Source organism: Paenibacillus sp. 598K, assembly GCF_003851045.1.
Taxonomy (GTDB): domain Bacteria; phylum Bacillota; class Bacilli; order Paenibacillales; family Paenibacillaceae; genus Paenibacillus_D.
Genome location: NZ_BFBX01000011.1, coordinates 41,152 through 58,973, shown reverse-complemented (window position 1 = coordinate 58,973; position 17,822 = coordinate 41,152). Strand labels below are relative to the sequence as shown.

Genomic DNA, 17,822 nt, shown 5'->3' with positions numbered 1-17,822 from the left:
TCGGCACCCCACTACACCATCAGAATAACGATCAGCGCAGCGGCCAGGATCCCCAAGCTTTTGCACATTTTCCCATACCGGACCTGGTCCTCCCGTGCCGCATCCTCTTCCGATTGCAACTGCAGCAGCGCCAACCGCAAATGCTTGAGTTGATCCTCCCTGTCGCTAATGCCGAGCAGCGTGCCCAACTGCAGCAGGATGTCGAGGTCGGCGCGCTTCATCGCCGTGCGAGGCCAGTGCGCCCTCAGCGCCGCCTCCCAGCAGTCGCGGAAGCTCTCCTCGGCCCCGCCCGCCAGACGCTCCGCCGCCTCGCTCAGCATCGCCGCAGCCGGCTCGGCCAGCGATGCGGCCGCACGCCTGAGCGCTTCGTCCAGCGGTGTGTAGCCGTATCCGATCTCGGTCTCCAGCCGTTGCAGCGCCTGTCCGAGTTGACGGATCTGGCGCGGCCGCTCGGCGAATCGGGCCGCCTGCTGGAACCCGAGCATCGTGCCCGCGAACAGGATGAGCAGGGCGCCCAGCAGCTTAACCATACCCGCCCCCCTCTGCCGCCCCTAGCGGATGGCCGCGAGCGGACGGGAGCTGACGGCCAAAGCCGCGCCTGGAGGCTGGCGCGAGCGATTGCACGCTGCATCGCACCGCCCTGCCCGTCCGACGCATCGTTACAGCGCTGTCGAAGACGCCCTCTTCGATAAGCTCGCGCAGCAGCGGGCGCTCTTGAGCATCCTCCAGATCGTAGGCGTGAGCGGTCGCGACGAGCCGGATCCCGGCCCGACTCGCCTCGCGGATCGCCTCCGCGTCCGCCCGGCTGCCGATCTCGTCGATGACGATTACCTCCGGCGACATCGAGCGCACCAGCATCATCATCCCCTCGGCCTTTGGACAAGCATCCATCACATCGGTACGCGGCCCGACATCAAAGGCCGGCACTCCCCGATAACAGGCGGCGATCTCCGACCGTTCGTCGACGATTCCGACCTTGCGTCCGCTCCACGAAACCGCATCGGGATGATGCCAGTTACCTGTGCTGACGCTGCGGGCGAGATCGCGGAGCAGCGTCGTTTTGCCTTGCTGCGGCGGACCCAGGATGAGCGTCGAAGCGATCGATTGCCGCTGCCTGTCCAGCAGCTGCGGCAGGATGCCGTCGGCCGCTCCTCTCACCTCTCTGGCGATTCGTACATTAAATCCGCTGACGTCGCGGATGCCGCGGACCGCTCCGCCCTCCAGGACGGTGCGACCGGCCAGTCCGATGCGATGGCCGCCCTCGACCGTAATATAGCCGCGCCGCAGCTCTTCCTCCATGGCATAGAGCGAGTGCTTTGTTATTTTTTCGAGCAGTTGGCGACAGAGCAGCGCATCCGGCTTGTACACCCCGTCGCTCGGCGATTCCCACAGACGGCCGTCGCTTCCGACGAACAACGATCGTCCACCGCAGCCGATCTCCAGCGGACGGCCTTCACGGATACGGATCTCCTCCAGTTCGGCTTGCGCCTGCGCCGGCAGGCGATCCAGCAACGTCTGCAACGTCTGCGGCAGTACCCCCTTGATCCGACTCCACATTGCGCATCCCTCCCGGCAGTTTGTCCTCCTGTTGTACTCCAGTCTATGCGGCAGATGCGGGATTATGACAGCGGCCCGCCATCCCGCTTACTTTTTCAGGATGCCGATCAACAGGCAAGCGACCCCTGCGAGCACCCATCCCATTTTGACCGCTGACAGCTTGTCCGAGATGCCGACCAGGCCGATCGTCATGGTCGAGATCAGGATGAGCGGTCCGACCAGTGCCAGCGACGCATTCACTGCCAACGCCTTCTCGATTTGATTGAACTTCAGCATCAGCAGCGCCGCCCCCATCTCGATGGCGCCAGAGCAGATCCTCAGCACCGCCATCGCCAAGACCAATCTGTCCATGCCTTTTCCCCCTTTCTCTATGCCGCTTCTCTCCTATCCTATGCGAGAGGTTGTCCTTTTAGTGCGTGTTCAAAAAGATCGGTTTTCTAGGCATACAGACACCAGCCCGCCGCCCGGAGCATATAGTGAGCCAAAAGATAACTTAGGCGCATGCTTTACCATTTAACGTTACGAGCGAGGGAGAATGGCTTATGGAGACAATTTCACGCACAGGATGGCACCCGCTACTGTGCGACCCGATCGGCGAACGCGAATCCCGGCGCGAACTTCGCAGGACGGGGCTTGCCAGACAGACTGACTGCGGCAGGACGATGGTGATCGACAAAGGCCTGGGCTGGCATGCATTCAGCGATTTGATCGAAACCTCGGGCGACTATATGGATTGCATCAAACTCGGCTTCGGAACGTCGGCGCTCTATGATGAAGATCTGCTGGCCAGCAAGATCCGCCTGGCGCGCCGAAGAGGCATCCGGATAATGCCAGGGGGCACCTTGCTGGAGACGGCAGTGCGTCATGGCGTGGAGGAGGCTTTCCTGGAACGAGTCTGTCAAATGGGCTATGACACGATCGAGGTATCCGACGGTACGATCGAGCTGCCTCGCGCGGATCGGGATGCGCTGATCAAGGCAGGACTTCGGCGGAGCTTGCAGGTCTATACGGAATATGGCAAAAAAACGGATGGCTTTCGCATCGATCTCGATGCGCTCGCCGCAACCGCCGAAGCGGATTGGGAAGCGGGGGCAGAGCTTGTATCCATCGAAGCCCGCGAGTCGGGCGTTGGCGTCGGCCTGTTCGACAGCGAAGGCCGCTGCAGCGATGACGAGCTTGAGACGATTCGCCGCCGTTTCGGCGACTTATCGCGTTTCCTATGGGAGGCACCGCAAAAGCAACAGCAGCTGGCGCTGCTGCGCAAGCTTGGCTTGAATGTCAATCTGGGTAACATCCAGCCGACGGATGTCCTGACGCTTGAGGCGATGCGACGCGGTTTGCGCTCCGACACCTTCCCTGCCGCCGTAGCTCTGGAAGCCGCTGTCGTGTTTGATTATGTGATTTAGCAGCTCGCCCTAGGGCCGGTCTAATACACCGCTGTGCGGCATATAGTGGGGGAGGGGCTTGTACCGCCCCGAGTCAGCGGAGCGGGAGATGCTTGCAATGATGGTTGGAGAGATTATCCTTGTCGGCTTGATCATCGTCGGCTTGATCGGAAAGTCGCCGATTATCTCGACAGCGGCCTGCGTCCTGTTAGTTGTCAAGCTGATCCACTTAGACCGATATTTGCCGACGATTGAACGTCGGGGCCTGGAGCTTGGCTTGCTGTTCCTGACCTTCAGCGTGTTGGTGCCGTTCGCCTCCGGCCGCATCCAGCTCCGCGAGATTACCGCAGCGCTGACGTCGTGGCCGGGCTGGCTGGCATTGGCCGGCGGAGCGATCGCTACCTATGTCAACGGCAAAGGGCTGGAGATGCTGAAGTATGATCCGCAATTGATCGTTGGCCTCGTCATCGGTTCGATCCTTGGCATCGTGTTCCTGCGCGGCATACCGGTCGGACCGCTGATGGCGGCCGGCATCACAGCGATTTTATATAAGATTTTCACGATGATCAGCGAGCGGTTGGGCTGAGCTTCGTCACGCTCTACTCTGCGGTCCCGGTCACCGGTTCGCGGCGGATCAACGCACAACAGCCCCCGGCTACGATGCCGGGGGCTGTATCGATTGATGCGGCGAGACAAGGTCTATTCGCGACGATCCTGCGGACCGCCGACGAACACTTGCTCTTCCGTATCGAGATTGTAGGCGGTATGGAGCGCCCGCACGACGTCATGAAGCGGTTCAGCCTCAATGACGCAGGAGCATTTGATCTCGGACGTGCTGACCATCTTGATGCTGACGCCGAGCGCCGAGATTGCTTCGAACATTTTGGCTGCGACGCCGGGATGGCTCACCATGCCTGCGCCGACGATCGACACCTTGACGAGATTGTCCTCGGAGGTCACCTCGCGATACGGCACATCGCCACGGATGTCCTCGATGACGCGCAGTGCTTTTTCTTTGTCGCTGTTGTACACCGAGAAGGAGAAGTCGGCCTGGCCGTCGGCAACGCCGCTCTGGACGATAATATCGACATCGATTCCATTGTTAGCCAGCGCTCCGAACACCTTTGCCAGTACTCCAGGCACATCCTGAGCGCCCAACAAGCTGATGCGCGCCACGTTTTTGTCGAAGGCAATGCCTCGCACGACGATTCCCTGCTCCATTACCGCTTCCTCCTTCACCTGCGTTCCTTCATTATACGTAAAGCTCGACCGGACGACGAGACAGACGTTGTTGTGCTTGGCGTACTCGACCGCGCGCGGATGCAGCACCGCCGCGCCGAGATGCGCCAGCTCCAGCATCTCGTCATAGGAGATCTCCTCGAGCTTGCGGGCACACTTGACGACGCGCGGATCGGTCGAGTAGACGCCGTCGACATCGGTATAGATCTCGCAGCGATCCGCCTCGATCGCCGCCGCGAGCGCGACAGCCGTCGTATCGGACCCGCCGCGGCCAAACGTCGTAATCTCGCCTTCCTCCGACATCCCCTGGAATCCGGCGACGATGACGATCTGCCCTTCCTCCAGCGCCTTGACGACCCGTTCGGCCTTGATATCGGTGATGCGGGCCTTGCCATGCACCGATTCCGTACGGAATCCGGCCTGCCAGCCTGTATAAGAAACCGCCTGACCGCCCAACTGATGAATCGTCATCGCGAGCAGAGCGATGGAGATCTGCTCTCCCGTCGTCAGCAGCATATCCATCTCGCGCGCGGGCGGATTCGGGTTCAACTGCTTCGATTGATCGATCAGATCATCCGTCGTATCGCCCATCGCTGAGACGACTACAGCGATCCGATGACCTTCCTGCTGTCTCTCCAGGATGCGCTTCGCCACGCGCTGCATGCGCTCCGGCGTGCCCACGGAGCTGCCTCCGAATTTCATCACTAGCAACGACAACATTACTCACTCCCGTAACTTGACATATGAACACTCTAGATAATAACCAAGTATAGATTATAACATAGAATCAAAAAAACCGCTCTTGCCAAATTGGCAAAGAGCGGCTCCGCTGCGCGTGCTGCGCCCTAGGGCGTGTATGCAAACCCGCTCAGGGGCATCTAAGACTGCCTTTCCGCCCCCTGCGGCGTCACTTTTGCTTGCCGTACCCCCGGTACGACTGCACAAAAGTTCCTTGCATGGAACGAAAATTCAGCCCAATCTGCTACCCTCCGAGTATGCAAACACCCCTAGGCGCGGGAGATGTACTTGCCTTCGCGGGTATCGATCAACAGCACATCGCCTTCGTTGATAAACAATGGCACTTGTACCGTGTGACCGGTTTCGAGCGTTGCGCTTTTGGTCGCGCCTTGCGCCGTGTTCCCTTTGACGCCCGGCTCGGTCTCAGTGACCTTCAACTCGACGCTGTTCGGCATCGTGATGCCGATGATCTCGCCTTGGTAGCTGGCGATGTTGACATTCATGTTTTCCTTCAGGAAGTTGATCTCCCACTCCAGCTGACCCTTGTCCAGGTTGAACTGGTCGTACGTCTCGTTGTCCATGAACGTATACTCGGCGCCGGAGTTGTACAGATACTGCACCTCGCGGTTTTCGATCATGGCGCGACCGATCGTCTCGCCGGCACGGAATGTTTTTTCCACGGTGTTGCCGTTGCGGAGGTTTTTGAGCTTGGAGCGCACGAATGCCGCGCCTTTACCCGGCTTGACATGTTGAAACTCGAGTACGGTAAAAATATCGCCGTCCACTTCGACGGTCAGGCCTGTCTTAAAATCGTTGACTGAAATCACTGCAAGTCCCTCCAATTGTACGTGTGAATTCCTATCCCAGGATCATAAGCTCTTTCGGGGATGAGGTCAATATTTTAATCCCGTTATCCGTAATGACGATATCATCCTCGATCCGTACTCCGCCGAAGCCGGGGAGATAGATGCCGGGCTCGACCGTTACTGTCATACCGGGGGTTAAAACTGTCTGGCTCAATCTGGACAATCGCGGAGCCTCGTGAATCTCCATGCCCAGACCGTGTCCCGTACCGTGTCCGAAATAATCACCATAACCATAACGCGTGATAATATCGCGCGTCAAGGCATCGGCCTCCAGACCGGTCATGCCGGGACGTATATGCTCGAGCGCATGCAGCTGCGCCTCCAGCACGATATCGTAGATCTCCTTGTGCTTGGCTGTCGGCTGACCGACGACGACGGTCCGGGTCAGGTCCGAGCAGTACCCATTGTAGTAAGCGCCAAAGTCCAGCTTAACGAACTCATTAACGCCAATGACACGCTTGCTGGCAACGCCATGCGGCAACGCCGAGCGCTCGCCCGAGGCGACGATCGTATCAAAGGAGGAGGACGTCGCGCCGCGGCTGCGCATGAACACTTCCATCTCCAGCGCGATATCCGCTTCGACCATCCCAGGCTTCAGCAGCCCGACGATATGCGCAAACGTCTCATCGGCTAGCACAGCCGCCTCCTGCATAATCGCAAGCTCCTGCGCGTCCTTGATCGCGCGCAGCTCCTCCACCACGCCCGATACCGGTACGAGCTCCACGCCAGGGAGCGCTTCGCTCCAGTTGGTATAGTCGCTGAACACGACGAACTCCTGCTCGAAGCCGAGACGGCTATAGCCGCCTGCGCCGAGCAGCTCCCGCACCTTGTCGATCGGGCTCGCGCCATGTTCGACTACCGTGAAGCCGGGGGATTGCTGAGGCGCTTGCGACATGTAGCGAAAGTCGGTCAACAGCCAGCTCTCTAGCTCCGTAATCAGCACATAGCCAGCGGAGCCTGTAAAACCACTCAAGTAGCGGCGATTGATCGGGTGGCTGATCAACATTGCCTTCAATCCCCGATCCGCCATCCGTTCTCTTAGCTGATAGACGCGTTTGTTAGCCATTTGCTGACTCCCTTCCCGCAGGATAGCGTCCCTCACCCTCGCCGGATATGGTCCAGCAAGGCGGAGAAGCCGAGGTCGTAGCTCTTGTCGCCGAATCCGGCGATCTGCCCTACAGCCACCGGCGCGATGACCGACTGATGTCGGAACGCTTCCCGCTTATGTATATTGGACATATGCACCTCGACTGTCGGTATGCCGCAGCCGGCGATCGCGTCCCGGAGCGCGTAGCTGTAGTGCGTATACGCGCCGGGATTGATCAGGATACCGTCGGCTTGGCCATAAGCAGCCTGGATGCGGTCGATGAGCGCGCCTTCGTGATTGGACTGAAAAAAATCAATCGATACGTCCGCTTCCGACGCCAATGAGGCCAGACGGGCTTCGATCTCGGCCAGTGTCATCGTACCGTACACGCCGGGCTCGCGAACCCCCAGCATGTTCAGGTTAGGACCGTTCAGAACCAGTACAGTCGTCACTTCGGACACCTCCTGATGGATTAGCTGTCTGATTCCAAGAATCACTTGCCATTTTACCACAGGAGCCGCGGTTTTGAGAAGCGTTTCCTATGAAGGCTTGCCGGAAGACCCGAGCTTGGCGCCCATCGGCTCGCGAGCCGTCACTTCATTGAACTCGAAGGCGATCGTATAGCCGATGAAAAGACCCCACACCGCAAAAAAACAAAGCTCTGCGATGACCGTATTCCAGCCCAGTCGGGGAATTGGCGCCATCAGCCCAATCATCGGTCCCACAGCGGCGAACAGGACGCCCCACCAGAGCACGCCGTAGATAACGCCCGCCCACGGACCGCTAAAGCGCCCCAGCAAGCCTTTGTATACATAGGCGGCAATAATCGAGAATACAATAAAGCTGCCGATCCCGATCAGGACGCCCCAGTATGTCTCCAAAAACGAGCGACGGAAAAACGGCTCGACCAAAAATCCAGGCACAACCGATGTGAAATTGACCAGATGCATAAGCCAGCGGACTACACCCCAAAGCAGACCGGCATACATGCCGAGCACCAGACAATAGGTCCATGGATTCGTTTGGTTGCGCTCGCGTTTTTCTCTTTTTTTCGTCTTTGTCACAGCTCCATCCTCCTTGACTCGAAGTTGCTCTTCTGCGCCTACGAAGGTTAGTATGCGACAAGCGCGGCCTGGCTCATACGCCTGCCGTGGACGCCTCAGATCGAATTGGCAATGCGACGCCGAATCAAGTACAATGGAAGGAAAGAAACTAATGAGGATGGTGACCCACTCTTGCCGCAAGACAGCAAAGCTATATATGGCGGACAGGCTGTGATCGAGGGCGTCATGTTTGCTGGCAAACATGTGAACGTCACGGCCGTGCGCCGCAAAAACAATGATATCGTCTTCTACGAGGTTCCCAAGTCCTCCCCTCGCTGGGTTCAGAACCTGAAAAAGATCCCGCTCGTACGCGGTGTCGTCGGCATCGTCGAATCAAGCGCCAAAGGCTCCCAGCATCTCAACTTCTCTGCCGAGGCGTACGCGGAGGACGAGGGTGAGTCAGAGGGCAAGCAAGAACAGACGGCGCAAGCCGCCGCTCCGCCCAAAAAAGAAGAAAAATCCGGATGGAATTTGACAATGATTCTTGGCGTCGCCGTCATGGGCGTGCTCTCCTTTGTTTTTGGAAAGCTCGTATTTACGGTCGTCCCGGCCGTGCTGGAGGAACTTATCTTCGGCAGCAGCTTTAGCATCTTCGTGCACAATCTGATCGAGGGCCTGATCAAGATCATCTTCCTGCTGACTTACCTGTATCTCATCTCGCTGACACCGATCGTCAAGCGTCTGTTCCAGTATCACGGAGCTGAGCACAAAGTGATTAGCGCCTACGAAGCGGGCGAGGAGCTGACGGTCAAAAACGTCCAGAAGTATACACGGCTTCATTATCGCTGCGGCAGCAGCTTCATTATTTTATCGGTCATCATCGGTGTAATCGTCTACTCGTTTTTCCAGTGGGATTCGCTCTGGCAGCGCGTCTATCTGCGCGTCCTGCTGCTGCCGCTCGTACTTGGCGTCTCTTATGAAGCGCTTCGCTTCACCAATGCGCTGCGCGATACGCCCGTGCTCCGCTTTCTCGGCTATCCCGGCTTGTGGCTGCAGAAGCTGACGACTAAGGAACCTACCGACGATCAAGTCGCCGTCTCGATCGCCTCCTTCAACCGGATGCGCGAGCTGGACGGCCAGATGGCTGAGCCAAAGCTCGGACAGTCCGCCGTATAAGGCGAGATCAGGCGAGCTGGATATTCGAAGAGAGGATGTGCTGCAAGTGCGGAGATATCATCCCGGCGTGATCATTATTGTTGTGCTGCTCGTGATTGGTCTGATCACCTCGATCGCCAGAGACCCTTCGTTTCTGATTATCGGCGCAGCCGTGTTTGGCGTCATCTTCCTGCTCTACAAGTTCCCGCCTGATCGATGGTTCGGCCGTCAGTCCGGGAGAGCCAAGCGTCCGCAGATCAAGCCTTCGGCGCGTACTGCGCAGAAGATGCAAGCCAAGACCAAGCCCGCCCGCAAGAATATCCCGTTCCGGGTCATCGAGGGCGGCAAAGACGATGACGATCTGCCGAAGTATCACTAAGCACAACTGCATGGTCGCTTCATCGCTTGATTACCGCACGCAAAAGGGCAGTCGAGACGGATAGTACTTCCGTCTCGACTGCCCTTTCTATGTAGATTACTCCGTATCCAGGCTGGCCCGGACTTGCCGGAGCTCGTCCAGCCGTGTCGGATCGGCACGGAAATATTCGACCAGCGATTCGATGCATGTAATCGAGTCCCAGCTGAGATGATGCTCGATGCCTTCAACATCGGTATAAATATTGGCTTCCTGCACACCGATTGTCGACAGGAAGTCTTCCAGCAACTGATGCCGGTCCATCAGACGTTTGCCGATTTTTTTGCCCTTATTGGTCAGCATCAGTCCGCGGTATTTTTCGTAGATCAGATATTTGTCCTTGTCCAGTTTCTGGATCATCTTGGTGACCGATGAGGGATGAACCTCCAAACCTTCGGCGATATCCGAGACACGGGCATAGCCCTTTTCGTCGATTAATTTATAGATTCTCTCCAAGTAGTCTTCCATGCTCGGAGTAGGCATCGAAAGCTCCCCCTCACTTGCTTCATTCCACCTATCAACGGTGTTGCTCTTAGTATCATACACTGTTATTAGCCCGCATAGCAACCTCGCCGCCTGCATCTTCCATGACTGTAGCCCCATCCGGCTCCGTACACTAACGGCAAGCAAGCCATCATCCATTCCTAGGAGGGCCAAGCCATGTCAACGACGGAGACGCCTCAGCGACCCCGCAAAAGCAAGCTGCACGAATCGTTTGTACCCGAGCTGGTCTATTTTGAGCCTGGCGCGCTGGACTATCCCAAGGGCCAACAGATCTATCGCTGGGTCGAGGAGCAGGGCATCCCGCTGCGGATGACCACCTCGCATAACCGGATCACCAACCTGCCCGGCGAGGGCGAGCTGGAGCAGTACAAGATCGCCAAGCGGACGCTTGTCGTCGGCGTGCGCAAGACGCTTAAGTTCGACCAGTCCAAGCCTTCGGCGGAATACGCCATCCCGATCGCCACCGGCTGCATGGGGCACTGCCACTACTGCTACCTGCAGACGACGCTGGGCGCCAAGCCGTATATCCGCGTCTATGTTAATACAAATGAAATTATGGATGCCGCGCGCGACTACATCGAGGAGCGCAAGCCCGAGATTACTCGCTTCGAGGCGGCTTGCACTTCCGATCCCGTAGGTCTGGAGCCGATCACCGGCAGCCTGCGCGAGCTGATCGAATTTATGGCGCAGCAGGAGCACGGACGTCTGCGGTTTGTGACCAAGTTCCATCATGTCGACTCGCTGCTCGACGCCCGGCACAACGGCCATACGCGAATCCGCTTCAGCGTCAACAGCGCTTATGTGATCAAGCACTTCGAGCCGGCGACCTCCCGCTTCGAGCAACGTATCGAGGCGGCAGCCAAGGTCGCCCATGCCGGATACCCGCTCGGCTTCATCATCGCACCGATTATTTGGTACGACGGCTGGGAGGAAGGCTACGGCGAGTTGATCGCCAAGCTTGCCGAAGCGCTGCCCGAGGAGGCGACGCACGGCCTTACCTTCGAGCTGATCCAGCACCGCTTCACCAAGACGGCCAAAAACGTCATCGACAGGCGTTACCCGAAAACCAAGCTGGAGATGGACATCGAAAAGCGCAAGTACAAGTGGGGCCGCTGGGGTCAGGGCAAATACGTCTATCCCGATGAAAAAGCGGATGCGCTCCGCATGTTTTTATCGGAGCGCATCTTCGAGCATTTCCCGCAGGCGGAAATCGATTATTTCACGTAGGCGACCTCTATCCCATCCAGGACGGTGCAAACTGATTGAGCCAGACGGTCAGTCGCGACATCTGATCGGTGAACAGCAGGATGCCCATCAGGATCATTACGCCGCCGCCGATCTTCATGATCGTCGACGAATACTTCAGGATCCACCGTGTCGAGCCGATGAAAAACGCCAGCACGAAAAACGGAATCGCAAAGCCAAGCGCATACGCGGTCGTCAGTCCAAACCAGGTGCCGGGGTTGGTGGCGGCCAACAGCAGGATCGCGCTCAGAATCGGGCCGACGCACGGCGACCAGCCGGCCGAGAAGCCGATGCCGAAAATGACCGAGCCGAGGTAGCTCTTCTTGCCGAGCTGAACGTCCATCTTGCGCTCCTTCATAAGGAACCTCGGCTGCCAGAAGCCAATCAGCACGAGCCCGAGCACGACGATCATAATCGCCGACACCTGACGGATCAACTGCTCGTAGTCGCGGAAAAAGTCGCCAAAGGCGCTCGTGCCGTAGCTCAGCGTGTAGAACACGATGCTGAAGCCGATCATAAAGAAAAACGTATGTATCATCGTGCGGAGCCGGACATCCCGGGTCCGCCGTTCGGCCTTGAGATCGGTGACGGAGATCCCTGTAATATAGGAGAGATAGGATGGATAGAGCGGCAGGCAGCAGGGGGAGATGAACGACAGGAATCCAGCCCCGAAGGCCAGCCAAATATTCAAATCCACAGCAAGTCCCCTCCTCGAATAAAATAGTCGATCAAATGCGCAACCCGCGCTTGACCAGCATGAGCAGTATCAGTACAGCGATCAACAGCAGCACGATTGTCGCGCCCGGAGCGAGATTCCAGATGCCCGCCATCATCAGTCCGCCGATCATCGCCAGCTCGGCGATCAGGACGACAATGACGATCGATTGCTTGAAGCTCCTGGCGATGATCAAGCTGCAAGCGGCCGGGATCGTCAGCAGCGCAGACACCAGCAAGGCGCCGACCAGCTTGATCGAGGCGCTGATGACGAGCGCGGTCATCACACTAATCATAATATTAAAGTAACGCACAGGCAAACCGTTAACGGCAGCCGCATCCTCGTCGAAGGTGAGCAGGAACAGCTCCTTGTAATGAATGAAGACGGCGGCCAGCACCAGCACCGTGACGACGGCGATGACGATCAAGTCCTCGTTGGCGAGCGTGTAGATGCTGCCGAACAGATAGCTGGTAATGTTCACGTTAAAGCCGACACCGATCGTGAACAGCATCGAGGCAAGCGCCACGCCGCCCGACATAATGATCGCGATGGAGAGCTCTGCATACGTCTTGTACGTGCGGCGCAGCTTTTCGATAGCAAAGGATGCAATCAGCGCAAACACTAGTCCCATCGCAATCGGGTAGACGCCTAGCAGGAAGCCAAGCGCCACTCCGGCGATGGAGACGTGAGCGAGCGTATCGCCGATCATCGCCAGACGTCGAAGCACAAGAAAAAGCCCCAGTAAGGGGGCTGTAATGCCAATAAGCACACCGCCGGCCAAGGCCCGTTGAAAAAAGTCAAACGATAATATATCCACTTGTGCAAGTCCTTCCTTCCCCGTCGGCAAACATTGCCTAGCTTGGCACCGGCTGCCGTTCGTCAAGCGACTTCCGCAAATCCCGCAAGCTGTGCGTCAGGTCCGTCTCCCGACAGTTGTCCAACTCGTGGGTATGCTTGACATAAAACTTCAGCTTGCCGTTCTGCTGCAGCGGCTCCTCTCCCAGATACGAGCGGATCATGTCCATATCGTGGGAGACCATCAGGAACGTAATGTTGTGATGCTTATGCATATGCTTGATCATGTGAAAAAAATTCTCCTGCGTCTCCGCATCGATGCCTACCGTCGGCTCGTCCAGGATCAACAGCGACGGGTTGTTGATCATCGCCCTCGCCAGGAAAGCCCGCTGCTGCTGGCCGCCAGACAGCTGACCGATCCGCTTGTCGGCCAGATCCTCGATCCGCATCGCATGCATCGCATCGTCAGCCTTGCCGGCGTCGGCCCGGGTGATCCGCTGGAACAGCTTTTTGCGACCGTACAGCCCGGACATGACAACCTCGCGCACCGTCGTCGGGAAGAGCGGGTTAAAGGAGTTCTTCTGCGGCACATAGCCGATCCGCTCCCATTGCTTGAACCGGTCGGCCGGCTCGCCGAACAGGGAGATCGAGCCCTGCTCCGGCTTCAGCAAGCCGACGATCATCCGCAGCAGCGTCGTCTTGCCCGCGCCGTTGGAGCCGATCAGGCCCACGAAGTCACGCTCCTTGACGGAGAAGTCGAGATTTTCGATCACCCGCTTCTGCTCATAGGAGAAGGAGACGCCTCGAATCGTAATAATATCCTGATGACACGCGCCCCCGGCATTTCGGGATACATCCGGCCGCTTATCCATCGCCACTCTCTCCTTTCCTACGGCACGCACTGCGCTCTCGCAAGCTTCCGCTAGGCCTCTTGTACTCTCTCTATTGTAATGCTTTCATCAGATTTTGCAAATTAGCCTCCATCAGCGAGATAAAATCCTCGCCGCGCGCCTCCTGCTCCGGCGTCAGACCCTCGATCGGGTTCAGCACAAGCGTGTCGATCTTCGCTTCCCGGGCCAACGTCTGTGCCAGCTCCGGCGAGACCAACTCCTCGAAGAATATATACTTCACGCCATGCTCCTCGACGAATTTAGCGATGTTTTTGAGATCCTGCGCTCGCGGCTCGGCATCCGGCGAGAGGCCCATAATCGACAACTCGGTCAACCCGTAGTCGCGACTCAAATAACCGAACGCCTGATGCGAGGTGACGATTTCCTTGCGATCGGTTGTAGACAACTGCTCGGTAAATTTGTTATCGAGCTCCGTCAGCTTGCCTTTCAGTGCGGCATAGTTCGCTTCATAGGCATCGCGGTTCGCTTCATCCACCTGTACGAAGCTGTTCTTGACATTTTCGGCCATAATCAGGGCCGACTTGGGGCTCACCCATGTATGCGGATCGACGCCGCCATGATCGTGACCATGGTCGTCGGTCGCTGCCTCTCCAGCATGCGCCTCGTCTTCGTGCGCATGCTCGTCTTCGCCCTCGTGGCTGTGGTCCGCCTCGCCCTCATGCGCATGGTCGTCTTCGCCTTCGTGGCTGTGGTCCGCCTCACCCTCATGCGCATGCTCGTCTTCGCCCTCGTGGCTGTGGTCCGCCTCACCCTCATGCGCATGGTCGTCTTCGCTTTCGTGGCTGTGGGAATGGCCGTCGCCATCAATCAGCTCGATGCCTGCGCTCATCTCTGCCGTGACGACCGTTGCATCCTGGTTCAAGCCTTTCAGGAATTGGTCCACCCAGCCCTCCAGGCCAGCTCCGTTATAGAGGAAGAGCTGCGCTTGCGAGGCACGCTTCAGATCCTTGCTGCCGGGCGTCCAGTCATGCGGCTCGACGCCAGCCGGGATCAGATTGACGACATCGGCATGCTCGCCGCCGATCTCTTTGGCCAGATAATAGACGGGATAGATGCTCGTAATCACCTGCACCTTGCTCTCAGACTTCACTTCATTCCCCGAGCCGCTGCTGCCTGCGCCATTGCTATCATTGCTGCCGCAGCCTGCCAGCACTAGCGCAGGCAGCGCAACCGCCACCAGAGCCCGCTTTGCGCCTCGACCGATTTGATTCCACTTTGCTATCATTGCATTCATTCCTTTATCTAGTTAATCTTAATTAGTAATCGTAAGGATTACGTTAAGATTATAACGGGCTCTTGTACCGGTGTCAACCAAAACCACCTCGCTCTAATGCCCGCCCTAGCGCTTATGATCAGTATATCCATAATGTATGAAGGCCCCCTCATATACGAGGGGGCCCGCTGCAATACGTAAAACTTACTTGACCAACGCGCCGTTCGGCATGCTCTCTGGCACGGTCGCCAATGTCAGCTGATCGCCCTCGGAGGCGGCCAGGATCATCCCCTGCGACAGCTCGCCACGCAGCTTCACCGGTTTCAGGTTGGTGACGCAGATGACCTTGCGACCGACCAGCTCCTCCGGCGTATAGTGCTTGGCGATGCCCGAGACGACCTGTCGCTGCTCGGTGCCCAGATCGAGCTGCAGCTTGAGCAGCTTGTCGGCCTTCGGCACCGGCGCCGCAGCGATCACCTGCGCGACGCGCAGCTCCACCTTGGCGAACTCGTCGATCGCGATCTCCGGCCTCGCCTCGCGCTCATGCTCCGGGGCGCCGCCCGCAGCGGACGCTGATGCTCCTGGGCCAGCCGTCGCTCCGCTCGGGGCAGCCGAGGTCGTATCGCTTGCCTTGCCATCCGCAGCGCTTGCCTCACCAGCCGCAGGCGACGGAGTGCCTCCCGTCATCGACGCTGCGATATAGGCGACCTCCTCCGCCGCGTCCAGGCGTGGGAAGATCGGCGAGCCTTTGACGACGCGCGTGCCAGCCGGCACCAGGCCAAAGCTCGCTGCCGACGACCAACTGGTCAGCTCGCCTTGGGCGATGCCGAGCTGCTGCCATACCAACGACGGGGTATGCGTCAGGAACGGCTGCAGCAGGATCGCGATGATCCGCAGCGACTCGGCCAGATGCGTCATCACCGAGCCCAGCTCCTGCGAGCGTGCCTCATCCTTGGCCAGCGCCCAAGGCATGGTCTCGTCGATATACTTGTTGGTGCGGCTGACGAGCTGCCAGAGGCTGGCCAGCGCGACGGAGAATTCCATCCGCTCCATCGCCTCCTCAACAGCGCGCACCGTCTCGGCGGCACAGCTCTGGAGCGGCTGGTCGAAGGCCGTGACTTGGCCGGCATATGCCGGGATCTCGCCACCGCAATACTTCTCGATCATGGCGATCGTCCGGTTCAGCAGATTGCCCAGGTCATTAGCCAGATCGAAGTTGATCCGCTCGACGAAGTTCTCCGGCGTGAACGTGCCGTCGGCGCCGAACGGCACTTCGCGCAGCAAGTAGTAACGTAGCGCATCAAGGCCGTAACGATCGATCAGCAGCACCGGATCGACGACATTACCTTTCGATTTGGACATTTTGCCATCCTTCATGAGCAGCCAGCCGTGAGCGAATACCTTTTTGGGCAGCGGCAGGTCGAGCGCCATCAGCATGATCGGCCAGTAGATCGTATGGAAGCGTACGATTTCCTTGCCCACCAGATGGACATCCGCCGGCCAGTAACGACGGAAGTTCTCGCCGTCCGAGCCATAGTCGAGCGCCGTAATGTAGTTGGACAGCGCATCGATCCAGACGTAGATGACATGCTTCGGATCGCCTGGCACCTTGATGCCCCAGTCGAATGTCGTCCGCGACACCGCCAGATCCTCGAGCCCTGGCTTGATGAAGTTGTTGATCATCTCGTTTTTGCGCGACTCCGGCTGGATGAAGTCCGGGTTGTCGTTGTAGTATTGCAGCAGCCGGTCGGCGTACTTGCTCATCCGGAAAAAGTAGCTCTCTTCCTTCACCAGCTCGACGGGACGTCCGCAGTCCGGACAGTTGCCGCCCTCGAGCTGACGCTCCAGGAAGAAGGATTCGCACGGCGTACAGTACCAGCCTTCGTATTCGCCTTTGTAGATATCGCCTTGCTCGAGCAGCCGGGCGAAGATTTGCTCGACCTGCCGCTTGTGCCGCTCCTCCGTCGTCCGGATGAAGTCGTCATGCGAGATGTCCAGCGTATCCCACAGCTTGCGGATGCCGCTGACGATGTCGTCGACGAACTGCTGCGGGGATTGCCCCTTCTCGGCCGCCTTGCGTTCGATCTTTTGTCCATGCTCGTCCGTGCCCGTCAGATAGCGGACATCGTAGCCGCGCAGCCGCTTGTAGCGAGCCATTGCATCGCCGGCCACCGTCGTGTAGGCGTGCCCGATATGCAGCTTGTCGCTCGGATAGTAGATCGGCGATGTGATATAAAATGTTTTGTTTTGTTCCGTCATGTTCGCTTCCTCCTCGGTATCCATCATTCATACATCACTACAGAAAAATACAAAAAAGACCCCCGTCCACATATGGGACGAGAGTCATCACTCACGCGGTACCACCCAAATTCCCTTCCGCACGTCGATCGCGAAAGGCTCCTTGTGCCGCCCCGAGGGCGGCGCTGCCGCTAACGCCGGCAACACGCGCTGCGCCTAACCCCCGCATCGCTCGCGAGTCGCTCGGCGACAGCTCCTCCCGGACCATATTCGGCAGCGGCGCATACCGGCTCTCACCAACTCCGGCTCTCTGCGATGCGCCTGCCTGCTTACTCATCCGTTCATCAGAGATATCTATTGCCCAGTGCCAGGCACCGGACGTTGTGAACATGCAATTCGTAGTCACTATTACTTAAGTGTACCCTACCTCTATGTCAAAATATACCGGACGATCGACGATTCGTCAAGCTGGCGGATGCTCCGCCGTCTCGCCGCTCGGCGGCGGCACGTGATCGATCCCGCCCGGGTGGAAGGGATGGCACTTGCATAGCCGCTTCACCGTCAGCCATGTCCCCTTGGCCGCGCCGTGCACCTCCAGCGCCTCCAGCGCATAAGCCGAGCACGTCGGATAAAATCGACACGTCGGCGGCTTGAGCGGGGAGATCACCTTGCGGTAGAACAACACAGGCAGCTTCAGCACCTGCCGCATCGGCGGG

General features: G+C 58.4%; 20 protein-coding genes. 5 read left to right on the top strand and 15 right to left on the bottom strand.

The features are described from left to right. Positions 1–11 precede the first annotated feature (11 nt). The 3 genes from spoIIIAB to PA598K_RS04460 all read right to left on the bottom strand — a co-directional run bounded on the left by spoIIIAB (position 12) and on the right by PA598K_RS04460 (position 1,908). Positions 12–530, bottom strand: coding sequence for a stage III sporulation protein SpoIIIAB (spoIIIAB, locus tag PA598K_RS04470; protein ID WP_128655742.1), 519 nt, complete (start codon positions 528–530; stop codon positions 12–14). Then, a complete protein-coding gene (spoIIIAA, locus tag PA598K_RS04465; protein ID WP_128655740.1) occupies positions 523–1,557 on the bottom strand; it encodes a stage III sporulation protein AA in 1,035 nt (344 codons plus the stop codon). Before spoIIIAA ends, spoIIIAB begins: the two co-directional genes overlap by 8 nt. Positions 1,558–1,644: 87 nt before the next feature. Then, entirely contained in the window at positions 1,645–1,908 is a 264-nt protein-coding gene (locus PA598K_RS04460; RefSeq protein WP_128655739.1) for a YqhV family protein, read from the bottom strand. A 191-nt stretch (positions 1,909–2,099) separates the two neighbouring features. Here PA598K_RS04460 and PA598K_RS04455 point away from each other — a divergent pair, with 191 nt between their 5' ends. Together PA598K_RS04455 and PA598K_RS04450 are read left to right on the top strand one after the other, a co-directional pair. Next, positions 2,100–2,963: a phosphosulfolactate synthase gene (locus tag PA598K_RS04455; protein WP_128655737.1), complete on the top strand. Its 864-nt coding sequence runs from the start codon at positions 2,100–2,102 to the stop codon at positions 2,961–2,963. 100 nt (positions 2,964–3,063) lie between these two features. Continuing rightward, positions 3,064–3,528, top strand: coding sequence for a DUF441 domain-containing protein (locus PA598K_RS04450; protein WP_128655955.1), 465 nt, complete (start codon positions 3,064–3,066; stop codon positions 3,526–3,528). A 113-nt stretch (positions 3,529–3,641) separates the two neighbouring features. Here PA598K_RS04450 and PA598K_RS04445 read toward each other — a convergent pair whose 3' ends face one another. From PA598K_RS04445 to PA598K_RS04425, 5 genes are all read right to left on the bottom strand, one after another. Beyond that, positions 3,642–4,898, bottom strand: a complete 1,257-nt coding sequence (locus PA598K_RS04445) for an aspartate kinase (protein WP_128655954.1) — start codon at positions 4,896–4,898, stop codon at positions 3,642–3,644. 290 nt (positions 4,899–5,188) lie between these two features. Next, positions 5,189–5,746, bottom strand: coding sequence for an elongation factor P (efp, locus tag PA598K_RS04440; protein WP_128655735.1), 558 nt, complete (start codon positions 5,744–5,746; stop codon positions 5,189–5,191). 31 nt (positions 5,747–5,777) lie between these two features. After that, on the bottom strand, positions 5,778–6,851 hold the full coding sequence (locus PA598K_RS04435) for a M24 family metallopeptidase (RefSeq protein ID WP_128655733.1): 1,074 nt from the start codon (positions 6,849–6,851) through the stop codon (positions 5,778–5,780). A 32-nt stretch (positions 6,852–6,883) separates the two neighbouring features. After that, positions 6,884–7,324, bottom strand: a complete 441-nt coding sequence (gene aroQ, locus PA598K_RS04430; protein ID WP_128655731.1) for a type II 3-dehydroquinate dehydratase — start codon at positions 7,322–7,324, stop codon at positions 6,884–6,886. Between the two features lie 87 nt (positions 7,325–7,411). Continuing rightward, entirely contained in the window at positions 7,412–7,936 is a 525-nt protein-coding gene (locus PA598K_RS04425) for a YqhR family membrane protein (protein ID WP_260405264.1), read from the bottom strand. A gap of 171 nt (positions 7,937–8,107) precedes the next feature. On the opposite strand from PA598K_RS04425, the gene PA598K_RS04420 reads away from it, so the two are divergent. Together PA598K_RS04420 and PA598K_RS04415 are read left to right on the top strand one after the other, a co-directional pair. Next, entirely contained in the window at positions 8,108–9,091 is a 984-nt protein-coding gene (locus PA598K_RS04420) for a DUF1385 domain-containing protein (RefSeq protein WP_128655728.1), read from the top strand. 46 nt (positions 9,092–9,137) lie between these two features. Next, a complete protein-coding gene (locus tag PA598K_RS04415) occupies positions 9,138–9,449 on the top strand; it encodes a hypothetical protein (RefSeq protein WP_260405263.1) in 312 nt (103 codons plus the stop codon). Positions 9,450–9,545: 96 nt separating this feature from the next. Here the strand turns inward: PA598K_RS04415 and mntR are convergent, their stop codons facing one another. After that, complete coding sequence (mntR, locus tag PA598K_RS04410; protein ID WP_128655726.1) at positions 9,546–9,968, bottom strand: transcriptional regulator MntR; 423 nt, start codon at positions 9,966–9,968, stop codon at positions 9,546–9,548. Positions 9,969–10,145: 177 nt separating this feature from the next. On the opposite strand from mntR, the gene splB reads away from it, so the two are divergent. Next, a complete protein-coding gene (splB, locus tag PA598K_RS04405; RefSeq protein ID WP_128655725.1) occupies positions 10,146–11,216 on the top strand; it encodes a spore photoproduct lyase in 1,071 nt (356 codons plus the stop codon). Positions 11,217–11,223: 7 nt separating this feature from the next. Here splB and PA598K_RS04400 read toward each other — a convergent pair whose 3' ends face one another. The 6 genes from PA598K_RS04400 to yidD all read right to left on the bottom strand — a co-directional run bounded on the left by PA598K_RS04400 (position 11,224) and on the right by yidD (position 17,815). Beyond that, positions 11,224–11,931, bottom strand: a complete 708-nt coding sequence (locus tag PA598K_RS04400) for a cytochrome c biogenesis CcdA family protein (RefSeq protein ID WP_128655723.1) — start codon at positions 11,929–11,931, stop codon at positions 11,224–11,226. 31 nt (positions 11,932–11,962) lie between these two features. Then, complete coding sequence (locus PA598K_RS04395) at positions 11,963–12,766, bottom strand: metal ABC transporter permease (protein ID WP_128655721.1); 804 nt, start codon at positions 12,764–12,766, stop codon at positions 11,963–11,965. A 37-nt stretch (positions 12,767–12,803) separates the two neighbouring features. Continuing rightward, positions 12,804–13,616: a metal ABC transporter ATP-binding protein gene (locus PA598K_RS04390; protein WP_128655719.1), complete on the bottom strand. Its 813-nt coding sequence runs from the start codon at positions 13,614–13,616 to the stop codon at positions 12,804–12,806. A 70-nt stretch (positions 13,617–13,686) separates the two neighbouring features. Further along, positions 13,687–14,880 carry a metal ABC transporter solute-binding protein, Zn/Mn family gene (locus tag PA598K_RS04385; RefSeq protein WP_376739035.1) on the bottom strand — a complete coding sequence of 398 codons (1,194 nt, stop codon included), beginning with the start codon at positions 14,878–14,880 and terminating at the stop codon, positions 13,687–13,689. A gap of 192 nt (positions 14,881–15,072) precedes the next feature. Continuing rightward, the gene (gene metG / locus PA598K_RS04380) at positions 15,073–17,127 is read right to left on the bottom strand and encodes a methionine--tRNA ligase (RefSeq protein WP_128655716.1); all 2,055 of its coding nucleotides are present in this window, start codon (positions 17,125–17,127) and stop codon (positions 15,073–15,075) included. Positions 17,128–17,569: 442 nt separating this feature from the next. Further along, complete coding sequence (gene yidD / locus PA598K_RS04375) at positions 17,570–17,815, bottom strand: membrane protein insertion efficiency factor YidD (RefSeq protein WP_128655714.1); 246 nt, start codon at positions 17,813–17,815, stop codon at positions 17,570–17,572. Between the last annotated feature and the right edge of the window lie 7 nt (positions 17,816–17,822).